This window comes from Vibrio sinus (assembly GCF_023634645.1).
GTDB lineage: Bacteria > Pseudomonadota > Gammaproteobacteria > Enterobacterales > Vibrionaceae > Vibrio > Vibrio sinus.
Genome location: NZ_JAMKMR010000009.1, coordinates 37753 through 64086, shown reverse-complemented (window position 1 = coordinate 64086; position 26334 = coordinate 37753). Strand labels below are relative to the sequence as shown.

11 protein-coding genes are annotated in these 26334 nt (G+C 44.4%); 10 read left to right on the top strand and 1 reads right to left on the bottom strand.

Annotated features, from left to right (window positions below):
• Positions 1 to 261: 261 nt before the first annotated feature.
• The 4 genes from yghU to M9194_RS21770 all read left to right on the top strand — a co-directional run bounded on the left by yghU (position 262) and on the right by M9194_RS21770 (position 5978).
• Positions 262 to 1125, top strand: coding sequence for a glutathione-dependent disulfide-bond oxidoreductase (gene yghU / locus M9194_RS11045; RefSeq protein WP_250612697.1), 864 nt, complete (start codon positions 262 to 264; stop codon positions 1123 to 1125).
• A gap of 262 nt (positions 1126 to 1387) precedes the next feature.
• Positions 1388 to 3079 (top strand): methyl-accepting chemotaxis protein, encoded by a 1692-nt coding sequence (locus M9194_RS11040; RefSeq protein ID WP_250612696.1) that lies wholly within the window; start codon positions 1388 to 1390, stop codon positions 3077 to 3079.
• A gap of 137 nt (positions 3080 to 3216) precedes the next feature.
• Positions 3217 to 3636, top strand: a complete 420-nt coding sequence (locus M9194_RS11035; RefSeq protein WP_250612695.1) for a BLUF domain-containing protein — start codon at positions 3217 to 3219, stop codon at positions 3634 to 3636.
• Positions 3637 to 3662: 26 nt separating this feature from the next.
• Complete coding sequence (locus tag M9194_RS21770) at positions 3663 to 5978, top strand: methyl-accepting chemotaxis protein (RefSeq protein ID WP_250612694.1); 2316 nt, start codon at positions 3663 to 3665, stop codon at positions 5976 to 5978.
• Between the two features lie 55 nt (positions 5979 to 6033).
• Here M9194_RS21770 and M9194_RS11025 read toward each other — a convergent pair whose 3' ends face one another.
• Positions 6034 to 7701 carry an electron transfer flavoprotein-ubiquinone oxidoreductase gene (locus M9194_RS11025; RefSeq protein WP_250612693.1) on the bottom strand — a complete coding sequence of 556 codons (1668 nt, stop codon included), beginning with the start codon at positions 7699 to 7701 and terminating at the stop codon, positions 6034 to 6036.
• A gap of 201 nt (positions 7702 to 7902) precedes the next feature.
• On the opposite strand from M9194_RS11025, the gene M9194_RS11020 reads away from it, so the two are divergent.
• The 6 genes from M9194_RS11020 to M9194_RS10995 all read left to right on the top strand — a co-directional run bounded on the left by M9194_RS11020 (position 7903) and on the right by M9194_RS10995 (position 26205).
• Positions 7903 to 8649 (top strand): electron transfer flavoprotein subunit beta/FixA family protein, encoded by a 747-nt coding sequence (locus M9194_RS11020; RefSeq protein ID WP_250612692.1) that lies wholly within the window; start codon positions 7903 to 7905, stop codon positions 8647 to 8649.
• Between the two features lie 56 nt (positions 8650 to 8705).
• Positions 8706 to 9656: an electron transfer flavoprotein subunit alpha/FixB family protein gene (locus M9194_RS11015; protein WP_250612691.1), complete on the top strand. Its 951-nt coding sequence runs from the start codon at positions 8706 to 8708 to the stop codon at positions 9654 to 9656.
• 244 nt (positions 9657 to 9900) lie between these two features.
• A complete protein-coding gene (locus tag M9194_RS11010) occupies positions 9901 to 10722 on the top strand; it encodes a substrate-binding periplasmic protein (RefSeq protein ID WP_250612690.1) in 822 nt (273 codons plus the stop codon).
• A 470-nt stretch (positions 10723 to 11192) separates the two neighbouring features.
• Complete coding sequence (locus tag M9194_RS11005; RefSeq protein ID WP_250612689.1) at positions 11193 to 13682, top strand: type I secretion system permease/ATPase; 2490 nt, start codon at positions 11193 to 11195, stop codon at positions 13680 to 13682.
• A complete protein-coding gene (locus tag M9194_RS11000) occupies positions 13679 to 15121 on the top strand; it encodes an HlyD family type I secretion periplasmic adaptor subunit (RefSeq protein ID WP_348772048.1) in 1443 nt (480 codons plus the stop codon). Before M9194_RS11005 ends, M9194_RS11000 begins: the two co-directional genes overlap by 4 nt.
• A gap of 200 nt (positions 15122 to 15321) precedes the next feature.
• On the top strand, positions 15322 to 26205 hold the full coding sequence (locus M9194_RS10995) for a C80 family cysteine peptidase (protein ID WP_250612687.1): 10884 nt from the start codon (positions 15322 to 15324) through the stop codon (positions 26203 to 26205).
• Positions 26206 to 26334 lie beyond the last annotated feature (129 nt).

Below are 26334 nucleotides of genomic sequence, written 5' to 3'. Positions count from 1 at the left end.
TTTAGTTGTTGCCTATAGACATTTTACTTGCGGCATGATTTGTCTTGCTAGTCTTGGTTTGGAAAACTGAGATCGTATCCCAGTAAGGTGATGGGTTTATGGATAAATGAGAAATAAATCAGTATTTTGCTCGCGGGTTTCTACCAAAGAATATTAGAGATAAAGATAGATCCAAACGTTCTAAGCAATTTAAGGTAATACCGTTTTAATTTTAGGATTTAGGCCTTATATCTGATTATAAAAGCCAACTAAGGAACGACAATGACAAGCGAATACATCCCTCCAAAAGTGTGGACCATGGAACAAGAAAATGGTGGTGAATGGGCGAGTATTAATAGGCCAGATTCGGGGGCTCGATACCAACAAGAGCTACCAGTAGGCGAACATCCAATACAGCTATACTCTTTGGCCACTCCCAATGGGCAGAAAGTCACAATCATGCTTGAAGAGCTGTTGGCCTTGGGCATCAAAGAAGCAGAGTATGATGCATTTTTAATTCGTATCGGAGAGAGTGAACAATTTTCTTCTGGGTTTGTAGATGTTAACCCTAACTCAAAAATCCCTGCCATGGTAGATCGTTCAGAAGGTGAACCGATCAAGGTGTTTGAATCAGGCTCGATTTTGCTTTATTTAGCCGAAAAATTTGGTCACTTCTTGCCAGAAGACAGAGAGCAAAAGACGCAAGTGATGAACTGGCTGTTTTGGCTACAAGGCTCTGCTCCCTATCTGGGTGGAGGCTTTGGACACTTCTATGCCTACGCTCCAGAAAAGTTTGAATATCCCATCAACCGTTTTGCAATGGAAGCCAAGCGCCAATTGGATGTTCTGGATAAGCGATTGGCAGATAACGCCTACTTGGGCGGAGAAGAGTATAGCATCGCTGATATCGCCACTTGGCCTTGGTATGGAAATCTTGTGTTAAATAACGCGTATGAGGCTGGGGAGTTTTTGGATGTCAAAAGCTACAAAAACGTTCTACGCTGGGCGACCATGATTTCACAAAGAGAAGCCGTACAACGCGGCCGCATTGTCAATAGGCCAATGGGTGAAGAATGGGAGCAGTTATTAGAGCGACACAGTTCGGCAGATATTGATAAAGTGTTGGCTAAAAAGTCTGACTATTAGACGCAACATAGACAATCTATGTCTGGATAATCAGGAGAGCGTTCACGCTCTCTTATTTTTTGCCACAAAAGAAATAAGTTTCATATGTATCAATTGTTTCTTAACAAAAAGATATACAAAGCATAGATTTTATAATCGCTGCTTTTTAAATGAGAACAAAATACAGTTTATAAAATAAACATATTATTGAAAAACTAGGTATTTGCTAGGCTTTATCTAAGGGAAGAGAAAAACTCAAGCCTTTTAGCACGGAATTAAGCCTATGTTATCTAAGCTCGCGATTGCACATAAAGTCTATCTACTAGCGGCTTCTCAACTATTGCTCATGATTATCATGGGTTGTTTTGCATTATATCAAATGAACAAAATTGGTAATGAACTGATTGATATTGCTGAAGAAGACATCCCATTAACCAAAAAAATGACCGTTGTTACGGAGCATCAACTCGAACAGGCGATATTGTTTGAACGCGCTATAGTGAAAGCGATTCGTGTATCCCAAGGGATGGAGGAAATGAGCAAGTACCAGGCTGCGAGTAAAAAAGTACATGATTTGACCGTAAAAACGGAAAAAGAAATCATTGAAATTGAACACTTCATTGAAAAAGCCATTCCTCTCCTGCATTCAGAGTCTGCAAAGAAAGAATTTAAGATGCTGCATGGGCAGCTAAAAGATGTGGAAAAGTCATACGCGGGTCTAATTACTGAGGTTGACGCAGTACTCGCACTTGGCGCATCAGGGCAGATAGAAGAGATGCTCGAAAAGTCAGTCAAAGTTGAGGCATTGGAAGATAAGCTCGATCATGCCTTGATAGATATCCTTGATGAAGTGCAAAACTTTACCCTTAAAAGTGCTTTGCAGGCAGAAGAAGATGAGAAATTTGCATTAAAGTGGATGGCTATTATTGCCACTGTTGCCATTGTCATTGGTATTCTATTACCGTTACTGGTCGTAAGAGCGATTCGAAATCCTTTGCTGGACCTTATTGAGCGGGTTCGTCAGGTATCCCATGGTGATGGAGACTTAACCATACGACTTGATGCACCTACAAAAGATGAAGTTGGTAAAGTGGCACGATCATTTAATCGGTTGCTGGATGTACTATCCGGCACCATCGGTGAAGTTAACATTCAAGCTAAAGAACTCGGCCAGTCCTCAAATGCCGCGTATACCTCTATGCAACGGACATTAGAAAGTGTCGAAAAGCAAAGAAATGACATTGAACAAGTGGCGACCGCCATCAATGAAATGAATGCGACAACTCAAGAAGTGGCCAGCAGTACGACGAATGCTTCGTCGGTCACCGACGAAGTTAAGCAGCGAGTTCTCGAAGGGCAAAATGAATCTGTAGCAACACAAAAAGTGATTCAGGAGCTGGCTGAAGAAGTGACTAATTCTTCTAATGTCATCGAGAACTTAGTGACCGAAACGAATAAAATTGGGCAAGTGTTAGCATCTATCCAAGGTATTGCAGAGCAAACCAATTTGCTCGCCTTGAATGCGGCTATTGAGGCTGCACGAGCTGGAGATACCGGGCGAGGCTTTGCGGTGGTCGCGGACGAAGTGCGCTCGCTGGCCCAACGAACTCAAGATGCGACAGTGGATATTCAGCAACTTGTAGAGCGCTTGCAGTCTGAAGCCCAAAATGCAGTAGAAAGCATGGGCAGAGGAACGGAAGCGGCAGAAGTGTGTTTGACTCGAAGCTCTGAGTCAGCGGAGACATTCTCGAAGGCAGCCGAATCAGTCAGTCAAATTGCTGGACTAAACATGCAAATTGCGGCGGCGGCGGAACAGCAATCTATTGTTGCTCAAGAGATCAACAATAGCCTTGAAAGTATCAAAGCGATTGCGGAAGAAACCGCATCAGAAACAAAAATTACCGCAGGAAGTAGCGAACAGATAAAAACCAGTGTAGCTAGCTTACAAGACAACCTTAACAAGTTTCAGGTGTGAGCTTTTGGTATCTCGTGGTGAGGAATATCACAAAGCCTACTGTAATAATAATGTATTAAGAGGACATATTAAACCTCTATAACTAAATACTCTAGTCTAAAAATATGTATATAAATTAAACGTTAAAAGGGGTAGGTATGTTACTTGTACAGCTTATATATGTTAGCTCTATTGCCGAAAGGCTATCGGAAGCCAGTATTAATCAGATCATCGAATCAGCAAAAAAAAATAACGCCGAAAAAGATATCACTGGTCTTTTGTGTTTCAATCGAAAATATTTTCTCCAATGTTTGGAAGGCTCAAGAGCTCGAGTAAATGAGGTATATCATAAGATTTTGAACGATAAGCGCCACAATAAAATTATTCTTTTAGACTATAAGGAAATAAGTCATCGTACTTTCTCTAGTTGGAGTATGGGGTATGTTGGGGATACGACTATCAATGCGGTAACCAATAAAATGTACTCGATTAGTTCTGAGTTCGACCCCTACGGAATTTCAGGAGAAAGTGCTTACTTGCTATTGAAACACTTGAGCGAAAACGTCGGTGTAGTATAAATCATGCACCATGGAGGGTGAATTGCGTGTCTTTAAAAATAAGAATGATGTTGGTCATTGTCGCTGGGATTGCGTTTTCCCTGATTGCTAGCACAGCTATTAACACTTACCTTTCAACTGATGAAATGCGCGGGGTTTTGCTTGATGAATCCAAAAAGAAGCTGACTTCTTCTAGAGACTTAGTAAGAGCACAAGTTGAAAAATACTTTTCTCAGATAGAAAAGCAGATTACCTCTCTTGCCAATAACGTTGTAACAAGAGAAGCCATGACGAAATTTGATAAGGCTTTCTCGTCGTATGATTTCGATCGAACAAAACCTCCATCTGATTATAAAAATAGTGTACAAAGCTATTATCAGAAAAATTTTTTAAACCAGTACAATACGGTTAACAGTGATTCGGTTAATGTATCAGAAATGCTATCTGGGCTGTCTCCACTAACTTATCTCTTTCAATATGATTTTATTTCTAATAATTCTAATCCTCTTGGAAATAAAGATAAGCTGTATTCACTGAAAAATAATACAGCCTACAACAATACCCATCAGCGTTACCATGATACATTTCGACACTTTCTTAACTCGTTCGGCTATTACGATATTTTCTTAGTAGAGCCCCAAAATGGACATATTGTTTATAGCGTTTTTAAAGAATTAGACTTTGCAACCAGTTTGAAAAATGGGCCATATGCCAACACAGGTATTGGCGTCGCATATAAAAATGCTTTAACGCTTTCTAAAGGGCAGATCTCGCTGACCGATTTTGCATCCTACCTTCCTTCCTATAACGCGCCCGCTAGCTTTATGTCCACACCAATATTTAACGGAAGCACGCTAATTGGAGTGTTAATATTTCAAATGCCGATTGATGCACTGAACAATATTATGACCCAAGATGGCAATTGGAAAGAGCGTGGGTTTGGTGATTCCGGGGAAGTGTACTTGGTTGGTCCGGATAATACGTTGCGGAATGAAAGTCGATTCTGGGTAGAGGACTCTTCTGGCTATCTATCTATTCTTACCGAAAAAGGCATTCAAGCTGCGAAGGAAATTGAGCTCAAAGGAACAAGCATTTCGTTGCAACCTGTTTATACTCCCGGAGTAAAACAAGCCTTAAGTGGTCAAAATGGATTTGATATGTTTGAGGACTATCGTGGCGTGCCTGTATTGTCTGCGTTTGGTCCGGTTTCAGTCGCGGGACAGACTTGGGCCATATTATCAGAAATAGATGTTGAGGAGGCCTTGGCACCAACGGCTAAGCTTAGCGGCAATATTATTTACTCTGGTAGCGTTGTCACGATCATTATGATGCTTTTGGGTGCTGCTCTTTCCGTGTTGGTTATTAAATATCTTCTAAGACCGTTAGATGAACTAAAACAACAATTTATTGAACTGAATTCTAGTGAAGCGAACTTAAATCGACGCTTGACCATGCACAATATCGTTGAATTTGATACGGTGGCGCAAAACTTTAATATTTTCATAGAGCAAATACAAAATATTATTGATTCAGTAAAAGCCAGTACTGATATGATTACCAGCTCAACCAAAGATCTTCATGGTATCACGGATAGTTCTTACGACGCTGCAACTCAACAAAGTAGCCAGGCACGTAACATTACAGAATCGATGACACAATTTAATTTAGCCTTACAAGAAGTTTCAGAAAGCAGTGCTTCTGCTTCTGAATACACCCATAGTTGCCGAGAAAGTGCGATTGAGAATGCAACTCGAGCAAAGGAAGCCGCTACTCATGTAGGGCAGCTAGGGAATGATGTAAAAGAAGCGGCTGATACGTTAGAGCAATTAAGGGATGAAGTAGATAGAATTAATAGCGTGCTAAGTGTTATTACGAGCATTGCTGAACAAACAAACTTACTGGCTTTGAACGCGGCTATAGAAGCTGCACGAGCTGGAGAAAGTGGCCGAGGGTTCGCCGTCGTAGCCGACGAAGTACGCCAGTTGGCGTCCAAAACACAAAATAGTACTATCGAAATACAAACGAATATCACCCGACTAGAAGAGGTCACTATTTCTAGTGTTAATTCAATGGAAAGAAGTAATCTCTCCGCTCAGAAAGGGGTGACCTTAGTCCAAAATGTTAGTGAAGACTTGACGGTATTAAGCCAAAAAATTGATGAACTTTCTACGATAAATGCAACAGTGGCTTCTGCTACAGAAGAGCAAAAAGTGAGTTGTGATGGTATTAATGATAATGTTTCTAATATGAAAGATTCTTCAAAAGACTTGAGAGATGCGTCTGAAAAAATCGACTGCGCTGCATTAGGGCTATCCGAGGTATCAAAAAGCCTTCAAGCTTTGGTCAACAAATTCAATGTGTAGCAGCTGGTTTGAGTAATGTTTTAGGCTCCTTTATCAGGAGCCTATTTTATACAAACTACATATTCTGGTAGTTTGGCCCGCCGCCGCCTTCCGGTGAGACCCAGTTTATATTTTGCGATGGGTCTTTGATATCGCAGGTTTTACAATGGACACAGTTGGCGGCATTGATTTGAAGTTGTGGCTCACTGTCCGTTTGAATAATTTCATAAACACCTGCCGGGCAGTAGCGCTGACTGGGTTCATCGAATCTAGGTAAATGGTTTTTAATCGGTGTGCAGGTGTTTTTAACGATTAAATGGCAAGGCTGGTTTTCTTCATGCTGAGTGCCTGACAGGTACACCGACGAAAGTTTGTCAAAGCTGAGCTCATTATCTGGTTTAGGGTAAATTATGGGCTCACTTTGGCTGATCTCTAGGAGGCTTTCATGATCTGGGCATTCATCGGTTATCGTCCATGGCACTTTTGAACGTAATGTTGGTAGCCAGATGTTTTGCTCGCAGGTTGCTAACATGCCACCCCAAATATTGCCATATTTGTGTATCGCAGAATTGAAGTTGCGCGCTTGGTCGAGCTCTTCATACAGCCAGGAGTCTTTAAATAACGTATCGTAATCCGGTGTCTCGATGGGTTGGCTACTGGTCAGCTGGGCAAAAATGGCTTCTGCTGCCAACATACCGGATTTCATCGCAGTATGACTGCCCTTAATTTTAGCGCCATTCAGTGTACCCGCATCACAGCCAACCAGTACGCCCCCGGGAAACTGCTGCTTTGGTAGAGATGATAGTCCGCCTTTTGTAATGGCCCGTGCGCCATAAGATATCCGTTGACCACCTTTTAAATACTTACTGAAGGTTGGGTGGTGCTTGAGCCTTTGAAATTCGTCAAATGGGCTTAGGTAAGGGTTGGAATAATTCAAATCTACAATCAAACCGACCGCGATTTGGTTGTCTTCAAGATGGTAAAGGAAGCTTCCACCGAATGAGTCAGATTCATTTAAAGGCCAGCCAACCGAGTGGATCACTGTTCCGGCTTGATGTTGCTCGTGATCCTCTGGCATTTGCCAAATCTCTTTGAGACCTATTGCGTAATGTTGAGGCTGTTTACCTTCATTCAATTTATACTGCTTGATGAGCTGCTTACCTAGATGCCCACGAGTGCCTTCAGCGAAGATGGTATATTTGGCTTTCAGCTCAATACCTGGTTCAAAGTTCTGTTTTTGTTCGCCATCTTTGCCTATCCCCATATCTGAGGTGTTGATACCAGTTACGCGGCCTTGCTGATCGACATTCACAGAGGCGGCCGCAAACCCCGGAAAAATTTCCACACCCATAGATTCCGCTCTCTCGGCAAGCCAGCGGCATAGATTGGCTAAGCTAATTATGTACGTCTGCTGTGAGTTTCTCATGGGCTTAGGGGTGAGAAAGTGAGGAACCTTAAGCTGATTGTGTTTGCCCGCTAAATAAAAAAACTGGTCATTGTTTACTTGAGTGCTAATCGGGGCATCCATCTCATGCCAGTTTGGGAACAATTCATTGAGTGCGGTGGTTTCAAAAAGTGCACCTGAGACAATATGAGCACCCACCTCCGAGCCTTTTTCAACAACACAGATTGAAAGAGGCTGTTCAGATTTCTCATTGAGCTGTGCCAATCTGCACGCAGCAGACAATCCGGCAGGTCCAGCGCCAACAATTACCACATCAAATTCCATACATTCTCTTTCCATAATGTAAATCTTCTCTTACATTGTTAACATAAAATTTAATATAGTGCAGTTGACGTAAACGTAAACTTTACTAATATGAAATAGTGACCTGGTTTCTCTTTTTGTTGTGAGTTTTTACCAAGTTGCAGATTTTAGTGAGGTAGCGCAAATATAGTTGCATAGGCTGATTAGCCCTGATGTTCATTTGATAAGGACCATACTGTGAAAATTCTTGTAGCGATAAAACGTGTCATCGACCCATATGTGAAAATTCGGGTGAAGTCTGACGGGTCGGGTGTTGAAACTAACAATGTGAAAATGGCAATGAATCCATTCTGTGAGATTGCCGTTGAAGAAGCCATCCGATTAAAAGAGTCAGGAATCGCTGAAGAGGTCATTGTTGCCTCATTGGGAGAGACAAGCTGTCAGGAACAGCTTAGGTCTGCGTTAGCACTTGGGGCCGATAGAGCGATTCATGTCGATACTCCGTCGCCTGAACCTCTTGTTGTGGCAAAAACACTCAAAGCATTAATGGAAAAAGAGCAAACTGGCATCGTGCTACTGGGTAAGCAGTCGATTGATACCGATAACAATCAGGTGGCACAAATGCTTTCAGCGTTAACAAACTCGCCGCTTGCAACCTTTGCTTCCAAAGTTTCAGTGGAAGGAGACAAAGTATTGGTGACACGAGAAATCGACGGCGGTCTTGAGACGCTACGACTAGAGCTCCCAGCAATCATCAGTACTGACCTGCGTTTGAACGAGCCTCGTTATGCCTCTTTACCAAACATTATGAAAGCCAAAAGAAAACCACTTGAGGTACTGAAGCCCTCTGACTTAGGAATTACAGTCAGTGCCTCACTAGAAATTTTGCAAGTGTTGCCTCCTAAAGAGAGACAAGCAGGTGAGTTGGTCTCTAACGTGGCCGAACTAGTCGATAAGCTTAAAAATGAAGCGAAAGTCATTTGAGTTTGGATAAAGCGTTAGGTTATTTGCATAAGGTTTAACAAGTTAGAGGCTACAAAATGAGTGAAAATACAATTAAGGCTTTGGTTATTGCAGAGCACGATAACGATAGTTTATCGATAGACACGTTGAGAACGATTCAAGCGGCGACAACGCTACCGAATGTTGAGATTACCTTGCTGATTATGGGGCACCAATGCCAGTCAGTAGCGGAAGCGGCAGCAAAGATTTCGCCGCTGAGTAGCATCAAGGTTGCCGACCATGACACGTTTGAACATATACTCGCCGAAAGCGCATCCGAGCTGGTGGCTGAAGTCGGTACCGAGTACTCACATATACTCGCGCCAGCGACCACCTTTGGTAAAAACATTTTACCACGAGTGGCGGCGTTGCTGGATGTAGGTCAGCTTTCAGATGTCATTGAATTAGAAAGTGAAGATACTTTTATTCGCCCAATATACGCTGGTAATGCGATTGCCAAAGTGAAGTCTAATGACAATAAAAAGCTCATGACAATCCGCACTTCCGCGTTTGATTCGGTGGAAGTGGGTCAGGACAGTACGACGAGCATTACACCACTTACAAACACTTACCAAAACCAAGCTTCTGAGTTTGTTTCCGTAGAGAAGACGAAAAGCGAGCGCCCAGAATTGCCTGCTGCAAGAGTCGTGGTATCAGGTGGGAGAGGCTTAGGTAGTAAAGAAAACTTTGAACTGGTAGAAAAGCTTGCCGATAAACTTAATGGTGCCATTGGTGCCTCTAGAGCGGCGGTTGATGCAGGGTATGTCTCGAACGATCTGCAAGTAGGCCAGACGGGCAAGATTGTGGCTCCGGAGCTCTATATTGCGGTGGGAATATCAGGAGCCATTCAGCACCTAGCTGGAATGAAAGAATCCAAGGTGATAGTAGCGATCAACAGCGACCCTGAGGCACCGATATTTCAAATTGCGGACTATGGGCTAGTCGGCGATTTGTTTGAGATAATGCCTGAGTTGGTGGAAGCTATTTAGTGCTCTAGAATAGCGGTTAGCCAAATGTTTTTTCGCAATTTGGTCTAACCATCATAATAAAGCTTGATAAGCGCTTGATTCAATTCGGCTAGTCTCTGTTTTGAATGGGCGCTTTGTTTGTTGGTGGGTATATGAAAGAATGATTTTCTGATCTTAAAAGGACAGTCGCTTTAATTGCTTCTTTAAATGCTGATCTAAAGTTTGGCTATATTGTAAGTATGGATATAGAACGAGCATAAACCGCATGTGGAAATTCATATATCAAGCTACAAAAGTCACGTATTGCAGACTATTCCTGCTTACATCCGCATTTTTTCTCTCACCAAGTCATTCGGCTACGATTAAGCTTGATATGGTGACAGAGGACTTTCCCCCTCTTCAGATACTGGTTAATGATAAACCTGCGGGCTATGTTGTAGAGTTCGTTCAAAAGCTAGTAAAAGGCGCATCCAAAGAATACCCAGTACAAATAAACACAATACGCTTTGTTCCCTGGAAGAGGGCTATGTTGATCGCTAAAAATACAGACAACATACTTTTTGTTTCTGTGGCAAGAACACCTGCTCGAGAAAATCAATTCCACTGGATAGGAAAAGTAGCAAAACATGAAGTTACACTATTTAGGTATATTGATGGGCCCAAAGTCATCCCAAATAGCCTGAAAGACTTAAAACCATTCAGGTTAGGCAGTCAGTCCGGCGGCAACTTTGAAGAATATATTGAAGGTAAAGGTTTCAACCTAATTACGGCTACTTATGGTCGAAAAATGCTTCATATGCTGATAAAAAACCGTATCGATTATACCCCGCTAGTCACTTCAAGCTATTTTTACCGTCTTGAACAGTATCATTTAGATCCTAATGATTTTATCCCTGTACTCAAAATTGATGACTTGTCAAAAGACCTTTGGCTAGTGGCAAGCCGCACAACTTCCGATGAGGTAGTCAGAGCGCTGAAAAACAGCTATCAACGATTGATACAACAAGGCGTTCTAGAACGTATCAGCGATTCTTACCATCCCGAAAGTGAAATAATGCTGCAGTATAGAAAGTCCTATAATAAATAAGCTTAAAGTGAGGAGCTTTCAGGGACCGTCGCTTTAAGTACTAAATTAACATCCCTCACTTTCTTATTACGCGATAGCTAACGAAACGCCGCCTGTCGGTGATGTACGAGCGCCTGACATACTGATACAAACTCATGACAGAATGTTTACCATCACTTCTACTAATATTTTTCAAAACTATTCAACTGTAATACTTAATTCGCACTAGATTATATGCCTGACTTAACTCTGTGTGCTCTTTAAGGTGTTAGTACCACGGAGGACCTAAACACTAATAGCAATCAAAATAGCACCAACAACTAACTGTTATGTTATAGCGTTTTATTTTTTGTGGTCACGGGTTGTCAGAAGCGGTGATCATTTTTTGAGTAAGTAAGAGATTCATTATGTCTGATTTTCTATCAGAAACGAGCGCTGCCGAACCAAGAGAGTCGGCCATTTTCGCGTCGGCGCTAGATTGCGTTCTGGCGGTGGTGCAACAGCTTCAAAGAGAGCACCCCATCGATACGGAGGCGTTCCCCTCCATTGTCCAAATTGACGATGTATTATCTTGTTTTCATCAGCTAGGGCTGGAGGCCCAGTTAGTCAGCTCAGAGACCCACGAGTTTAGTCACCTCCCTACGCCTGCGATTATTGAGATAAGTGAGGGCCAGTGCATGTTGGCGGTTCACCACTCAGAGAATGAGATGCAGGTGTATGACTTTAAACATGGCGACTGCGTTTCAATAGAGGCATCACAATTGTCCCCCGCTTGGGACGGGAAAGCGGTGCTATTTGCTCAGGCGTGTGCATCGGGGGATGGTGCGCCAACCGACACGCCACCCGAGCAAAAAGATTGGTCGGATTCGGGCTTTCAATGCTTGGCCACCTTACTTCAATTTCATCAAATGCCCGTCAATATCGAGCAATTATCCCGAGAGCAAGCCGGACAAGCTTTGGATGGCGAAGCACTGGTGCGAATGAGTCGCAGCTTAGGCTTGAAATCGCGCCAAGTTCACACCAAAGTCCAGCGTTTAGCGAAAACCCCACTGCCTGCCATTGCTGAGCTGACCTCGGGTGAATTCGCCGTCCTTGGTAAAGTGACCGAAGAGGAAATACTGCTGCAAAGTGGCGAAACAGGTGAGCTCAGTCAATTGTCGCCTTCAGAGTTTGAGGCCTTATGGACAGGCTCGCTCATCTTAATGACCAAGCGCGCGCCCATACTTGGGAAAGGCGGGAAGTTTGACCTCAGTTGGTTTATCCCAGCGGTGCTCAAATACAAACGTATTTTGACCGAAGTCTTGGTCATGTCGCTGTTTCTGCAACTGTTTGCCTTGATATCTCCGTTGTTTTTCCAAGTGGTGATGGACAAAGTCTTGGTTCATCAAAGCATGAGTACGCTCAATGTCTTGATGATTGGTTTGGTGACCGTGGCGATATTTGAAGTGGTCATGGGCGGCCTGCGGACTTATGTGTTTTCCCATACGGCGAACCGCATTGATGTGGAGCTTGGCGCGAAGCTGTTTAAGCACATGCTAAGCTTGCCAATGTCGTATTTTCAATCTCGCCGGGTAGGTGAAACGGTCGCCCGCATTCGAGAGCTGGAAAACATTCGAGAATTCATTACCAGCTCAGCGCTCACACTCGTGATGGACTTTCTGTTTATCTTCGTCTTTCTCGGCGTCATGTGGTTTTATAGCCCAATGTTAACCTTAGTGGTGCTGGCCTCCATCCCGTGTTACGTGCTGATAGCGGTGTTAGTGACGCCAATACTTCGCAACCGTCTGGATGAGCAATTTCGCCGCAGCGCGGAAAATCAGTCTTTTTTGGTTGAGTCGGTGACCGGGGTCGAAACCCTGAAAGCTATGTCGGTGCAACCCCAAGCGCAGCGCCGTTGGGAAGAAATGCTGGCAGCTTACGTGCGCTCTAGCTTTCGTGCTGCCAATCTGGGCAACATTGCGGGCCAAGCGGTGCAGTTGATTTCTAAATTGGTCACCGCGGGTATCCTGTTTATGGGCGCCAAAGCGGTGATAAAGGGCGAGCTCACGGTGGGTCAGTTGGTGGCGTTTAATATGTTCGCCGGTCACGTGACCGCCCCGGTGCTGAGATTGTCACAAATGTGGAATGATTTTCAACAAGCTCGTATTTCGGTGGAGCGGTTGGGGGATGTACTCAACAGCCCTACTGAACCGGGTTACGACCCGAATCGCGCCAGCCTGGACAATATTGACGGTCACTTGTCGTTTGACCAAGTGACGTTTCGCTACCAACCCGACAAACCTGAGATATTACGCCGCATCAGTTTGGACATTCCGGCCGGACAAACCGTGGGTATCGTTGGGCCGTCAGGCTCGGGCAAAAGTACGCTTACTAAGTTAGTCCAACGCATGTTTGTGCCCGAATCAGGTCGTGTGATGGTCGATGGGTTTGATTTAGCCATGGTCGATACCAGTTGGTTGCGCACTCAAGTCGGCGTCGTATTACAAGAAAACCTTCTGTTTAATCGCTCGGTGCGAGACAACATTGCCTTGTCAGACCCAGGTATGTCGATGGAGCGGGTGGTGGAAGCGGCCAAGTTGGCCGGCGCACATGACTTTATTTTAGGCCTGCCTGAAGGCTACGATACGCAACTGGAAGAGCGCGGAGCTAACCTATCTGGCGGCCAAAGACAACGGGTGGCCATCGCCAGAGCCTTAGTCTCCAACCCGCGTATTCTCATTCTTGATGAAGCCACCAGTGCGCTGGATTACGAGTCGGAAAGTATTATCCAACAGAATATGCAGGCGATTTGTCAAAACCGCACGGTGTTGATTATCGCCCACCGACTGTCTACGGTGCGCCATGCGGACCGCATCCTCACCATTGAAAGTGGCGAAGTGGTCGAAGATGGCAGCCACGATGAGCTGCTCCTCAAAGGAGGACGTTACGCGCGCTTGTGCGCCATTCAGTCGGGTGAGCAAGCTGAGGAGGGCAACGCATGACGTTTCCAGATTGGTTAACCCGCATCATGTCGCGGATAAAAGCCGCAGGCACCTCAAAGCAAAAAAGCAATGAACGTGAATTTCTTCCCGCCGCGCTGGAGATATTGGAAACGCCCGCCTCGCCCATTGGCCGAGGGGTGGCGATGCTGCTGGCGCTGTTTTTCTCCTTGGCCTTGATTTGGGCCTATTTTGGGCATGTTGACGTGAATGCCGTCAGCCAAGGCAAAGTGGTGCCTAAAGGGGGCGTGAAGTTGGTTCAGCCTTTGGAAGCGGGGATTGTGCGCGACATTTATGTCAGCAACGGTCAATACGTGGAGCAAGGCGAGCTATTGATAGCGCTGAACAGCATTGAAAACCAGGTTGATTTGTCGCAATTGGGCAGACAAAAAGAGATGGCTGAGCTCAATGTTCGTCGCGTCGAGCAGATGCTGCGCCGTTTGGATAAGGGGGCCGCTGAGTCTCAAGAGGAGGGTGAGCTGGCGTCTGTGTCAGACACGCCTGCGCGATGGCAACAAGAGTCGTCGACGTATTTGAATCACGCCAACGCGCTAGAAAACCATCAAAGTGCGCGATTACAACATCAATTGATGGCGTACTTCAGTAAAAAGCAGGGCTTGCAGGCTCAAATCGCGGAAGTCGGCTCGGCGCTACAGGCCAGTTTGATAGAAGCCGACAAGCTCACCGCGTTGTTGCCAGTGGCGACAGAAAAAGCCAGTGCTATGCTGCGGCTAGCGACGCAAAAAATGGCGGCCAGATTAAATTGGTTAGAGCTCGAAGGGGAGCGCATCACCATGCAAAAAAATCTGGAGGCGGAAAAGCAAAAAGTCGAGCAATTTCGGGCAAGCCGTCATCGCTTGCAGGCTGAGCTTGCCCAGCTGCAAGCCGATGTACAAAGCCAGCTCCTAGCCGAGCTGATTGAGGCCGAAGACAAAGTGCGAGAAGCGGAGCTGAGTTTGCGCCGCTTTAAACAAAGAGAAGCGCAGCGCTTTTTGCGCGCTCCCGTGAGCGGCTATGTGCAGCAACTGGCGACCCAAACCATTGGTGGGGTGGTGCAACCTGCCCAACAACTGGCGATTATCGCCCCAGATAAAGCGACCTTATTGGTGAACGCCATGGTACTCAACCGTGACATCGGATTTGTGCGCACCGGCCAGCCAGTGACATTGAAAGTGGAAAGTTACCCTTACAGCAAATATGGCACCCTTCAAGGTTGGGTGGAGTACATATCCCACGATGCGATTGACGATGAAAAAATGGGGCCGGTGTATTCGGCGCGCATCCGCTTAGCGGCGCAAAACACCACGCATACTGGTATCCAACTGCCATTACAATCGGGTATGGCGGTCACCGCCGACATCAAAACGGACCAACGACGGGTCATCGACTACCTGTTGTCCCCCATCAAGGAGGTGTTCTCTGAAGCGATACGAGAGCGCTAACACAGCGATTACCTAAAACTACCCAAAACTTTAGTAGTACACAAACCGGTCATGCGTTGCTTCACCACAAAGCAGGGATGACTCCTTATGACTGATTTTTCTACAAGAGATTAAATCATGTCGATAAAAAAGACACTCAGACCATCAACCGTACTGCGTCCAAAAGCGCAGAGCTCAGCAAAAAAACACAAGGAATTACTATGACTAACCAAGTACCGCAATGGCTACAAGATCTCACCCATTTCTCAGCCGCGCCGCTGGAAATAAGCAAGCAAAAGGTCATTAGCTCGGAAGGCATGACAAAAGGCACAGCGCCATTACCAAACATCGGCTCCTTTACATTGAAGAGAATTGGTCAGAATGGGTTTGAAATAGCGCCTTCTCGCGATCGTAGAGCGGGGACGCCGGCTTACTTTCTGGGGTATAAATCAATTGGTCAGCAAGGAAGTTCGCCCGCCTATATAGATATTCCGATCACGCCAAAAAGCAATGAGCCACAGCTCCTGTTTACCGGTGGTCTGGGAGGGTGCTCGGTGATTGTGACCCAACTAAACAAGGAGACATATCGCGTTTTTCACGATTCACGAAACAATGCTTCTCTTTTTTATGACAATGTCGTTATGGCAACCGATTACTCAAATTATACAGGGACGACATCAACCCAGGCTAGCACCTTTATGGCTTATGAAAAGGACAAGGGTGGTTGGAATCTGGTGACTCAGAAGTTAGACACAACAAGCGAGGGGACGGACGTATTTCCGATCTTTAGAGATAAAGTACCCAATGCGGAAATATATAACGCACAGACTTTCCCTGAAAATTATCAAGCTGAGCTTAAAGAAACGATACAGGCAAGAATAAAATATATTGCCGAACTGGCGGAGCATGAAGGTAGTACAACGGAGCTTGTTAATGGGCTCATCAACGGAAATGAAGCCGCGAAGAAGAAGTGGCGTGGTGTGGTTGAAACTGCGCAGAAAAACGTGACCAATAAGGCGGAGAAACCTTTTATTAGTGGTGATAAAAACCTGAATTTGGTATTTGACACGGTTAACGCAAAACGGTCAGGTAAGGTCGTTGTTGAAGGTAATGACGGTGCACTGGGCGGGGAAATTCAAGCGCCAAAGATACCGTTTATTGAAAACATAAACGGCGTTTTACTGGGAGTGAAAGACGGAGAGATCTACACAAGACGGGCCGGTAAAACCAACACGTTCCCGCAAGCAACAGGCGTTGAGGGAGTAACGTTATTAAAGCTTGGGGTGGATGGTGACGCTTATATATTGCGAGACAACAAAGTCTATAAACTGAGTCCACGGGGTGATACCGGTACCCTGGTGGCAGATTTGACTGACGGGAATCAAGGACAAGAGCGCGTATTAGATTTCACCGTCAACGAACGCGGTGATATTGCATTTATTGTGAAGGCGGAAAGTGGTGCTAGCAAATTACTGATACGAAAAGTCGAAGGTCAGATATCGGAGTTACAGCGTCGACGTATAGACACCACCGATTTAAAGTCACTTTCATTTCAGGGGGATGGTCGTCTATGGCTGTCAGATGGAAAAAAACTGTCGATTTTACCGAACAAAAACCGACCGGATAGTCAAAAATACCAACCGGATACTAGACCATTCAGTGTGAACGAACCCATGACTGAATTACGCGTCGATTTAAAAGGCAGGTTAGTCGGGAAAAATGCATCTTCTAAGGACGTACTTATCGAAGCTAAGAGCCTACACCGGCATAGGCTTGGTGAGCCACGTCAAGATTGGATTGACACAAGGCCAGCTTCTGGGGGCGTAGCTCGTTGGGTAGGCGATGCGACTAAAAACTATCAACCCAAGGCTTTGAAAGAAAGCGCCTTTATGGCCGCCAAAGGTCTTCATGGCGCGGTCAAGGAAGCCATGAAAGCGGCGGGGATTCGAGACCAATTTAGTGGTACCCCGCTAACAAAAGAGTTGAATGAGGCAATAAAGGCACTTTCAGACGATTATATTAACCCTAGTTGGAAACTGTTGACGGAGAAAGACACAACAGCGTTTTATGACAGTGCCAAACCCGCTGTGGTTGAACTGTTGAATGAAAGTGCCAAACTGGTCAGGGAACTGGAACATCGACCCAAACAAAGTACCAAAAAACACCTCGGTAAGAATCGTCTGGATGAACTGATTGAGTCGGGTCATCATGGGTTGGGTGAGTCACTCACTCAACGGCTCAAAATGTTAAAAGACGACGGCCTGTTTATTGGTGATGACTCTCGCGTGGGTCTGATTATCGACAAGTTAAAGCTGAATAACGCTACTTTGAATCAGTTGAAAAAAACATTCAAAGGCACAACTGAGGAGACTGTTAAACAAGAAGATGAGCTGATTAAAAAAAACCAAAGTAACCCAATCAGTAAAGCTATCGAGGATGGTGTGAACAATGTCGCCGATTATCGCAAAGCTGAGCACGCCATTAAGGTCATTAATAACGCGTTTAGCACAAAGCATGGCGCGTTTAAAATGGCCACTGATTCCATGTCGGGTAAAGAGGCAGACGTTAGCGAAAAGCTCATCAACAAGTTGTTAGGAATGGAGGAGGGGGCAAAGCTGACTTTTTCTCGCAAGAATGAAATCACCCCAATGCTTCTTCCGTTAAAGGATGCCGGAGGCAACCTAAAGATAACAAGAGCCGAACGCTATCAATGTGTGATTGAAAAAACTGAATCCGGTATACGTGTTAGCTTCACACAAGAAGCGGCAAATGGGGCAAGCCTATTTGCTGGGGTGGGAACGGAATTTGCTAAATTGGGTTTGACTGTTGAGCCCGTGACCAAGACGGACAACACCACCGTGACATTTGAGATCGCGCAAGCCGACACCGGAGATTTTGCTCGAAGACTCACCGCTACTGAGCAGTTTGGGTTGGGTGAGATGTCAAAGCTTGCCAACAATGTGAAGGTGACCAATGAAAGTAAGCTAGTGAATAAAACTTCTCTAGGGGGTAAGGGACTGCTGAATTGGTTCATCAAAGGGGGCGCTTCTGGAAGCATCGAACGCGTGATTGAAAAAGGCTTGACTGACAGCCGTAATGAGGGGAAAGCCTGGAGTAAGAGCGCGACGATGCAAGGGAGCAAAGAATCGGGCTCAGGTGCGACCCCAGGGCTAGACGTGAATAAACTTTTACAACCCCAAGTTGAAAAAATGCAGAATTGGCTTAGGAGTTGGGCTGAAAGCGAAGGCGGGATGGTTAAGAAAATCGCGCTGTTTGATGGAAAAATAGGTGATACGAACTATTCATTACAGCTGGACGAACAGGGGGAAGTGAAGGGGATCACCTTTAAGCGAAGCGGTGGCTACGACTCTGTGTTTGGTAATTACGCTCAATCTCTTTCAGAAGTCCCTAACGACGTAAAGGCGGCTTTCGAAAAACTAGCCCCCCTAAAAGCAACGGGCAATAGAGCACTGCGTTTTAACGCGGAATTTGAGGTGACGGCGAAAGACCTTAAAGCGCATTTTGCAACATTGGGGAAAGACCTGAATAACCTGACCGATAGGGATATTAATAGTGCACTTAAAACTATGCTCAATGATGGGCGAGTTGCAAAAATTAAAAGCATGAGTGCAACGGTTGAGGGGGGCCTATATGAGAGAGCAGCCGGAACCGGCCTGATACCTTGGCTTCGTGGGAGCGCCAACGGCAGCTTGAAGCTCGAAGAAACACTTGGAAGTATTGAATTTGAACACAACGAATCAGGCGAGGCGAGCGTAGCAAAACGCACCGGCCCCATGTTTAACCCGGATGTCAGTGACGACTTAGTCAAGGGCCAGATTGATAAAATCATTCGTACGAAGTCCACACTAAAGGATATGGTGGATTCGCTGGTTGGAACCGGAAAAAGTGAAGCTGGAGGCGCGTTAGGTGGCGACACCATAAACGAGGTTTGGAATGTTCCACCGGAAACTCTGACACCATCGACTAAGAAGGGCAACGCATCAGGGATAGAAAAACAGGTTGTTGTGCAACTTCAGGGGGATGAGGTTTCTTTTCAGGCAGCGAAGGAATTAGTGGAGAAAAACCTGGGCAAGACGCAGTGGTTACAGCTAAACAGAGCTGGGGAAGAGCGGGTTTTCGAATGGAAGGACGGCAAAAGAGCCTCGATTGACAAGCTTCTCCCAATGGACGCTGAGGGCAGGGTCCGTATTACCTTAGTTGGTCATGGTAGGGATGTGGACGGCCTCTCCCAATTTGGCGGGCGAGGCGCGGCCGAGGTGAATGAGACCCTTAAGGCGCTTTTGAAACGTGTACCGGGTAGCGCCACGGGTATTCGACTTAAGTTGGTCGGCTGTCAGCTTATTAAACCAGGGCAGGTGTTAGAGAATACTATCCCAGGCGAATTAACCAATACTCTGTTGGAATTTGCTAACAAGAATAACATTAAAGATGTTTCTTCGGTGGCGACCCAGTATAGAACCCGGGTCGTTGACGGGAAGCACGAGTACTTTATTGGTGACAAATGGCTAACCAAGGAGCAAGCCGAAGAGGAAGGCCATGAGCTTGACTACAAGCAAGAACTTGTCAATGACAGAAAGCTTATTCCGCACGTAGACAAGATTACCGAGTTTTCCGGTGAGCACATCTCCAAACAAGACCATGCTTTATTCGATTTGGTGAAGGAAATCAAGCAAGAAGGTGAGCCCATAGAAAGTCTATTGCCTGAGAAAAAGGCGCTGCTTAAAGCCTATTTTGGCAGCGAATTAAGGGCCGAGCGTTTGATTAACAACCACAGTGCTGAGTCGTTACTGCACGAAGCGCTTCGTAACAAGCCGCTGCTCGAGCAAATGAACCGTCTTGTGTCCGAGGACGCGGTAAGACAATCTGCGTTTAGTGCGATGGAAGCGAGCATGGCTTTAGCCTATGACCATGGGCTACTCACTAAGGCGTTGTCGGACAAAATTACCGAGATTCAAAAGGACAACCCAGCACTCAAACTGGCGGAGGTGGCGCCAGAATTTGACTTCAAGTCTGGCATGGTCAAATTTTCTATGGAGGACTCGACGGGTAACGTCACTGAGCATGAAGTGAGCGTGGAGCCTGAAAAGCTCAAAAGCCGAGCGTTATTGGAGGACTATAAGAGTCGGCTTGCCAGTGGGTCTCATGGCAGTGAGGTCGTAGGGAAAGTAAACCAAGCGATGGGGATTTATGGCTCGGTCATGGGTTTTGTCGGTAGCGTCAATGCACTAAAAAATGGAGATGTGGCCAATGGAACGATAAATATGCTTCAAACGCTTCATGGGGTGGGAGAGTTGAGTGGTATTAACCAACAAATCTATCGCGCCAGTGCGAAAGCGCTGGGCAAAGCATTAACTGGTGATGCGAACGCTCTGGCGCAAGATACAGGAAAAGTGCTGCAAGAGGCACGCGTATTCGGTGAAGAAGCGGGAGGATTTATCGGTGAGGCCATTCCATTTGTGGGTTCCGCTTTTGCGTTTTACAACGTAGAGCAGGACTTAAAAAGAGGCGGCACCTTGGGTGATATCGACGCAGGCATAGATGGGTTGATTGGCTTAGGAGGGTTAGCGGGGGCGTTGTTTCCACCTGGTGAAGCAGTGATAGCACCAGCAGTAATGGCCTTGACGATGCTGCGCATGGGTATTGATGATATGTACCGTGATATCAAAAATGATCTTGATAATTTGCCTGAAGGTGCTGGCTGGGATGACAAAGTTGACGCGTTTATGAAAGGGGCGTGGCAAGGGATTAAGGGTTCAGTCTCCGATGGTTTCAACGCACTTGAGCACTTTATTGACCCCAACCTTTCTGATAAGGAACTTGCTAAGCATGTTGAATGGTCAAGGAAGTTTCTAAAAGAGATTGATAATAAAGATAACTATGTCAAGGAGTCTAATTCGAAGATTGATTTTAGAGACGTTAAAGAAGGTACGATTGATGGAGGATTAGTCTTTAGAATGGGAGAGCCGGGCGAAAAATCAACAGTCACGGTGCCTCAGATGAAATCTGAGAAACGGGGTAAAGTAGGTACATTTGAATTGTCTAAGAGTGGAAAGGGAAAGAAAACGATTTTCCTCAACTTTGGTCAGGCTAACAAGCTCTCTGTGAATTTTGTTAAGAGCTCATACCTTAAACACTATGACAACACTACGGGAAGTATGTTTCATGATAATTCTCACGTTGATTCTATCCCTTTCCAAGGATATGACGTGACTAAGCAGGAAAAAAGAGGGGACACACTATTTGGCACCTTCTTTGGCAACTCACAAGGGAATACGTTTGTGGCGCCATTAGATGACCCCAAAGATAAAGATGGCAACCCTGTGGATATGAAGTTAGCAAAATACGCTTACCGTCTGGTAGGAGGCATTGGTAACGACACTTTTATTGTAGGGCCGCAAAACAGTCATATTACTGGCGTAGGCGGTGCTAACCGCTACGTGATTAACCCGAAACATGATGGCCAGTCTGATAAATACCGAGCCGTGAAAGAAGTGACGATTGATAACCACAGCAGTAACGGTCAAACGTCAACCTTAGAGCTAAATACCACACGAGAGAAAATTCGCTTCCAGCGTGACGGTCAAGATTTATTGGTGCGTTATCCCTCAGGAAAGAACACCAGTACGGTTCGATTATTGGGCTGGTATCAAGGGAAGGACTATCGCCGCTTGAGATTTAAAACGACAGACGGCTATTCATCCGTGTCTCAAGAGACTAGCAACCAACCGCAGCTAAACTTGTTGGCTAAATTGGTGAGCCAGGATGAGTTAAAGAAAACGAACCAAGATACGAGTGTCAATCAGTTCGTCATTGGAGGGAATAAGAATGACATTGTCGGTAACGACCGGAACAATATCTTCATGGTGACGGGTGACCAAAATACCATCAATGGAGTTCAAGGCAGCAACCGATTTAACATCAATTGGGATGGAGAAAAGAGTAAACATCTAACTATCGAAAGCTCTAAGGGTGCAGGACAAGATACCTTACATTTCAACGCAAAGGATAGCGATGTCAAGCTCAGTCGTAGCTCGGACGGTAATGACTTGGAAATCGTAATTCACTACAACAAAAAAGCCCAGCCTAGCGTTGTGGTTGTAAAAGGGTATTTTGCGAATCTAACGGATAAAAGACAACCCATAGCCATCATAACAAAAGATGGAGTTCAAGGTATTGTGCAAGAGGATACACAAACAGGCAGCGTCACTAAGATAAATTCAATATTGGATTTTTCGCAAGTCGATGGGAATGTACCCAATGAAGTTGACCTAAATGACCCGATGAATCGTCATGTTACTTTGGTGATGGCCCTTGAAGGTCAAACCATTGTTGGTACCAGTGGGAACAATAAATTCAGAGCGATGGGTAATCACGTGACCTTTAAATCAAATGGAGGGAAAAACGACTATGTATTTGATGCGAGTTCAAGAGGGCAAGTGATTGAACTGCATGACAATGATGAACTGAGTACCTTATTTATTAGAGGGGGCAAGTTAGACACACTCGAGACAACGTTTGACCAAAACAATAGGGTTCTAACGGTTTACAGTAAGGGTAACTCCATTTCTGAACTTAAGAACTACGACCCAGAAAGAACGCGTTTGGCGATAAAAACCACTGATGGGCTATTTACCGTTGATAAAGAGGGTGACAAACGGGTGCTTTCTGTCGAAGGGGATAATATTGAAGATTGGAGATGGAAAGCCAAAACCTTGCTCGGCACAAACAAGAAAAGTGTGTTGGTAGGCAACGAAGAGAACAATACGCTCGATGGTAGGGGGTGTGCTGACCTTACGCAATCGGATGAATTAATGGGTACCAAAGGCCATAATACCTATGTGGTAAAAGAGGGCTACAATTTTGTTGAGATTGATAATGTTAGTGAAGATAAGAAGAAAGATATTCTTCAACTCCATGCTGACTTTAACACTTTAAAAGTCCTGAAAGAGGACAATGATGTCATCATCACTAACGATGAAGATATGCATCAATCCCGAAAAGGTAGTAACAAAAAATTCTTTTCGGTGAAGCTGAAAAACTGGTTTAAGGGCGAGAATTATCAGCACCTTTACGTTACAACGAAAGGTGGTGTGCTATCTAAAATTGAACTAAATAACCAAGGGAAAGCCAAGTTATCTGTTGTTTCAATAAACCACCAAGATAGTAAAAAAGCTCTACATGTTGACTTAAGTAAGCCTGGCTACGAAACGCTAAAGGGGTTTAAAGGCTCATTGAGTAACACCAATGTGATTAAAGGGAATGACCTGGGAAATCACATTGAAGGTGGCGATGAGAATGACAAGTTTTATGGAGGAAAAGGCGATGATACCTTTACTAGTGGTTATGGGAAAAATTTGATAGATGGCGGCGGCGGCACCAACACTGTGAAATTTAAAGGTAAGCAAGCCAAAGGGGTGACAGTTAATCTCCTAACGGGCAAAGTCAAGGGAGCAGACGGAAAAGAGTCTCAACTGGTGAACATTCAACGCGTGGTTGGTAGCCTAAATAATGACACCCTAGTCAGTGGCAAAGGTGACAATCTCTTGCAAAGCTCTGCTGGTGACAACACCTTTGAGTCGGTCGCGGGCAATGACACTTTAGTGGGTGGCATAGGGAAAGATACCTTTAAGGTCCACTTCACTTTAGATAGTGCAAAGCAAGCGGGCCATGAAGGATTATCACAGCGTAACTTTTTCGGCAAAAACGTGATAGTAGAAGACAAGAACAAGGACGGTAAGTTTGAGCTACTGGGTGTGAAACCAGAGCAAGTCGTCACGCAGCGAGTGCGTAATAGCTTGGTAATCAGTATCAAAGACTCGAAAACAGGTAAGTTAATACCTGGAGCTCGTCAATTAACCATTAAAGGTTGGTTCTCTAACAGTGCCTTAGAGAATGTTAAGCTGAAATTTGATGACGGTAGTACTACTACTGAAACTAATGTTGCTTCGCTTCTAAAGAAAACCAATCAATCGGAATTCGACACCTGGACGAAAGAGAAGCAGAATCTAAAGGAGATGGAGAGGCTTAGTAATCTCACCCCCAAAGAGTTGAAAGAAGAGCTAGATCAATGGAACCGAAAGATCATCGATAAGGAAAGAGAAATACGCAAGGAGAAAAGGCGTTTGCGTGAAATTGAAGAAGATCGACAATTCGCCAAGGACAAACAAATTCAAAAAGAGCTTCGAGAAAAAGAAGCAAATGAGCAAAAAGAGCTTCGAGAAAAAGAAGCTGAAAGACAAGCTGAGATTCAGAAAGAACGCCGAGCCAAAGATGAACTAGCTCATAAGAACGCTCAAAAACACAAAAAGGAAAAACTGAAAGAAGCTCAAGCTGACTTGGCTGAGACAACAACTCACTTGGATACGACTCAAACTAAATTGAAGGAAAAAAATCAGCAGATAGAAATACTTCATAAAGAGATTGAGAGTATTGGTGTAAATAAGACAACATTGGAAGAGGCCAAATCAAACGTTAATGAGATTTATGAAGGGTTATTTAAGTATTTAAAGAAGAGATTAGGAGAGTTAATTCCTGATAGTACTATAGACAGTATAAAGCCGATGATCCGTGCGTGTTGCACATGGGGCGATAATGGAGAATGGTATGGAGTGAACGATGCTTTGATGAGGCAGAAGTTTTATTGGGACGCAAATATTGTGAGGTTAACTGGTTGGTATCTATCTGAAACAGTGGTGGCACGCAACAATGCTAACAAAAAATTAACTGATATATCTGGTAAATATAAAAAACGTAACGACTTAGAAAATCAGGAAAAATCGATTAATTCTGAAATAACAAAATTAAATAAAGAGTGCGAAAGGTTAAGTAATAAATCCAATGAAATAAATGATTACATTAGAAGATTTAATAATGAATCTAAGTTTATGGAAGAACTAAATATCTTTAAGTCGAATGCTACTGTTCTACATTCTAAAATTGATAACATTTTGAAAGCATTACACAACTACTCGGAAGTAGATGGAGGAGCAAATGAAATAATTAAATTTATTAAAGAATTGGAGGACTTCAAGAATAATAAAGCTCCTTCTCATAGTGAAATTTTAGAAAAAAGATGGAATCAAATTTTCGACATGTTTAAATCAGATAATGCCACCAAAATTGAGCATGTAACGGAATGGGCTAAAAAAGAAAATAGTGAAGACTATAAAAAGTTTAAGAAAAAGGGAGATGAATGGGTACAAGACCGAAGAATTTATCGTGAATATTTTGAAGAGCAAAGATATTCAGCTTGGAATGAACAGCAGTTCGACGAAGACAAAGAAAGTTTGCAAAGTAAAATCCAAGCAGATATTACAGAACTTGAGTCGGCGAAAGAAAGTTTTGTAGAGGAAAAAGAGCTTAGGGGACATATCGGCCTTGATACTGAAAATATCCAACGAAAGATAGCTGGTATCGACGCAATGAAAAGTTTCCTTGGATTGGAGAAGCTGAGAGCTGAAAAGCTAGACGAATATAAAAAAGCACTAGAAGACTATAAAAATAATGGATGGACGAAAATTCGGAAGGCTTTGAGCGTATTTGATATATCTAAATGGTGGGGGTCTGGAAACTATAAGACAAAACTCGCGAAATTTATGAAGAGTACGATGAATAAGGCTTATGGTGAATACCTAGAAAAGGTTAACGAATTTAAGAAAGCACATGCTGATAAACTGCCAAGTCTATATCGAGATTACTTGGATTACTTTGAGAAAGATGGCTCATTAGATCATACCAATTGGAACGATTTGGTATCCAAGAAAAAGTATCAATACGGTCCCAATGGACTTCGTGATTTTCCTGCAAGTTCCTTGAATTCGAGTATTGATATTAGTCAGATTAAACGAGAAGTTTCTTTGGCCGAAATGCTTGGTCAAGAATCCCAAAAGGAGTCTAACCACGCGAAACTCGCTGCTCGAGACCAAGAAGGAGATGTTGCCAACACTAGCCGTGTCAATAATCTTCAGTTGGTGCAAGCGATGAACTCAATGGGAAGTGGAGAAAAAACCGGACTTGATGATAAGCTGTCTCAATCAGATAAAACTTTGATCAAAGTTAAGCCTATTTTGAGTCATCGTTATTAATTCACTATAAAGAACTAATCAGCGAGCCTGGGTTTCCTAGGCTCGCTTTTTTGATGCCTTAAATAATTCCGTGTTATTAACATTGGCGACAATTGAAAAAGCCTCCCTTTCCGGAGGCTTTATAGCAAA

Bases quoted from the DNA above. Each gene is read 5' to 3' on its own strand.
- yghU (WP_250612697.1), top strand. From the start codon at position 262: ATGACAAGCGAATACATCCCTCCAAAAGTGTGGACCATGGAACAAGAA.
- M9194_RS11040 (WP_250612696.1), top strand. From the start codon at position 1,388: ATGTTATCTAAGCTCGCGATTGCACATAAAGTCTATCTACTAGCGGCT.
- M9194_RS11035 (WP_250612695.1), top strand. From the start codon at position 3,217: ATGTTACTTGTACAGCTTATATATGTTAGCTCTATTGCCGAAAGGCTA.
- M9194_RS11025 (WP_250612693.1), bottom strand. From the start codon at position 7,701: ATGGAAAGAGAATGTATGGAATTTGATGTGGTAATTGTTGGCGCTGGA.
- M9194_RS11015 (WP_250612691.1), top strand. From the start codon at position 8,706: ATGAGTGAAAATACAATTAAGGCTTTGGTTATTGCAGAGCACGATAAC.
- M9194_RS11010 (WP_250612690.1), top strand. From the start codon at position 9,901: ATGTGGAAATTCATATATCAAGCTACAAAAGTCACGTATTGCAGACTA.
- M9194_RS11000 (WP_348772048.1), top strand. From the start codon at position 13,679: ATGACGTTTCCAGATTGGTTAACCCGCATCATGTCGCGGATAAAAGCC.
- M9194_RS10995 (WP_250612687.1), top strand. From the start codon at position 15,322: ATGACTAACCAAGTACCGCAATGGCTACAAGATCTCACCCATTTCTCA.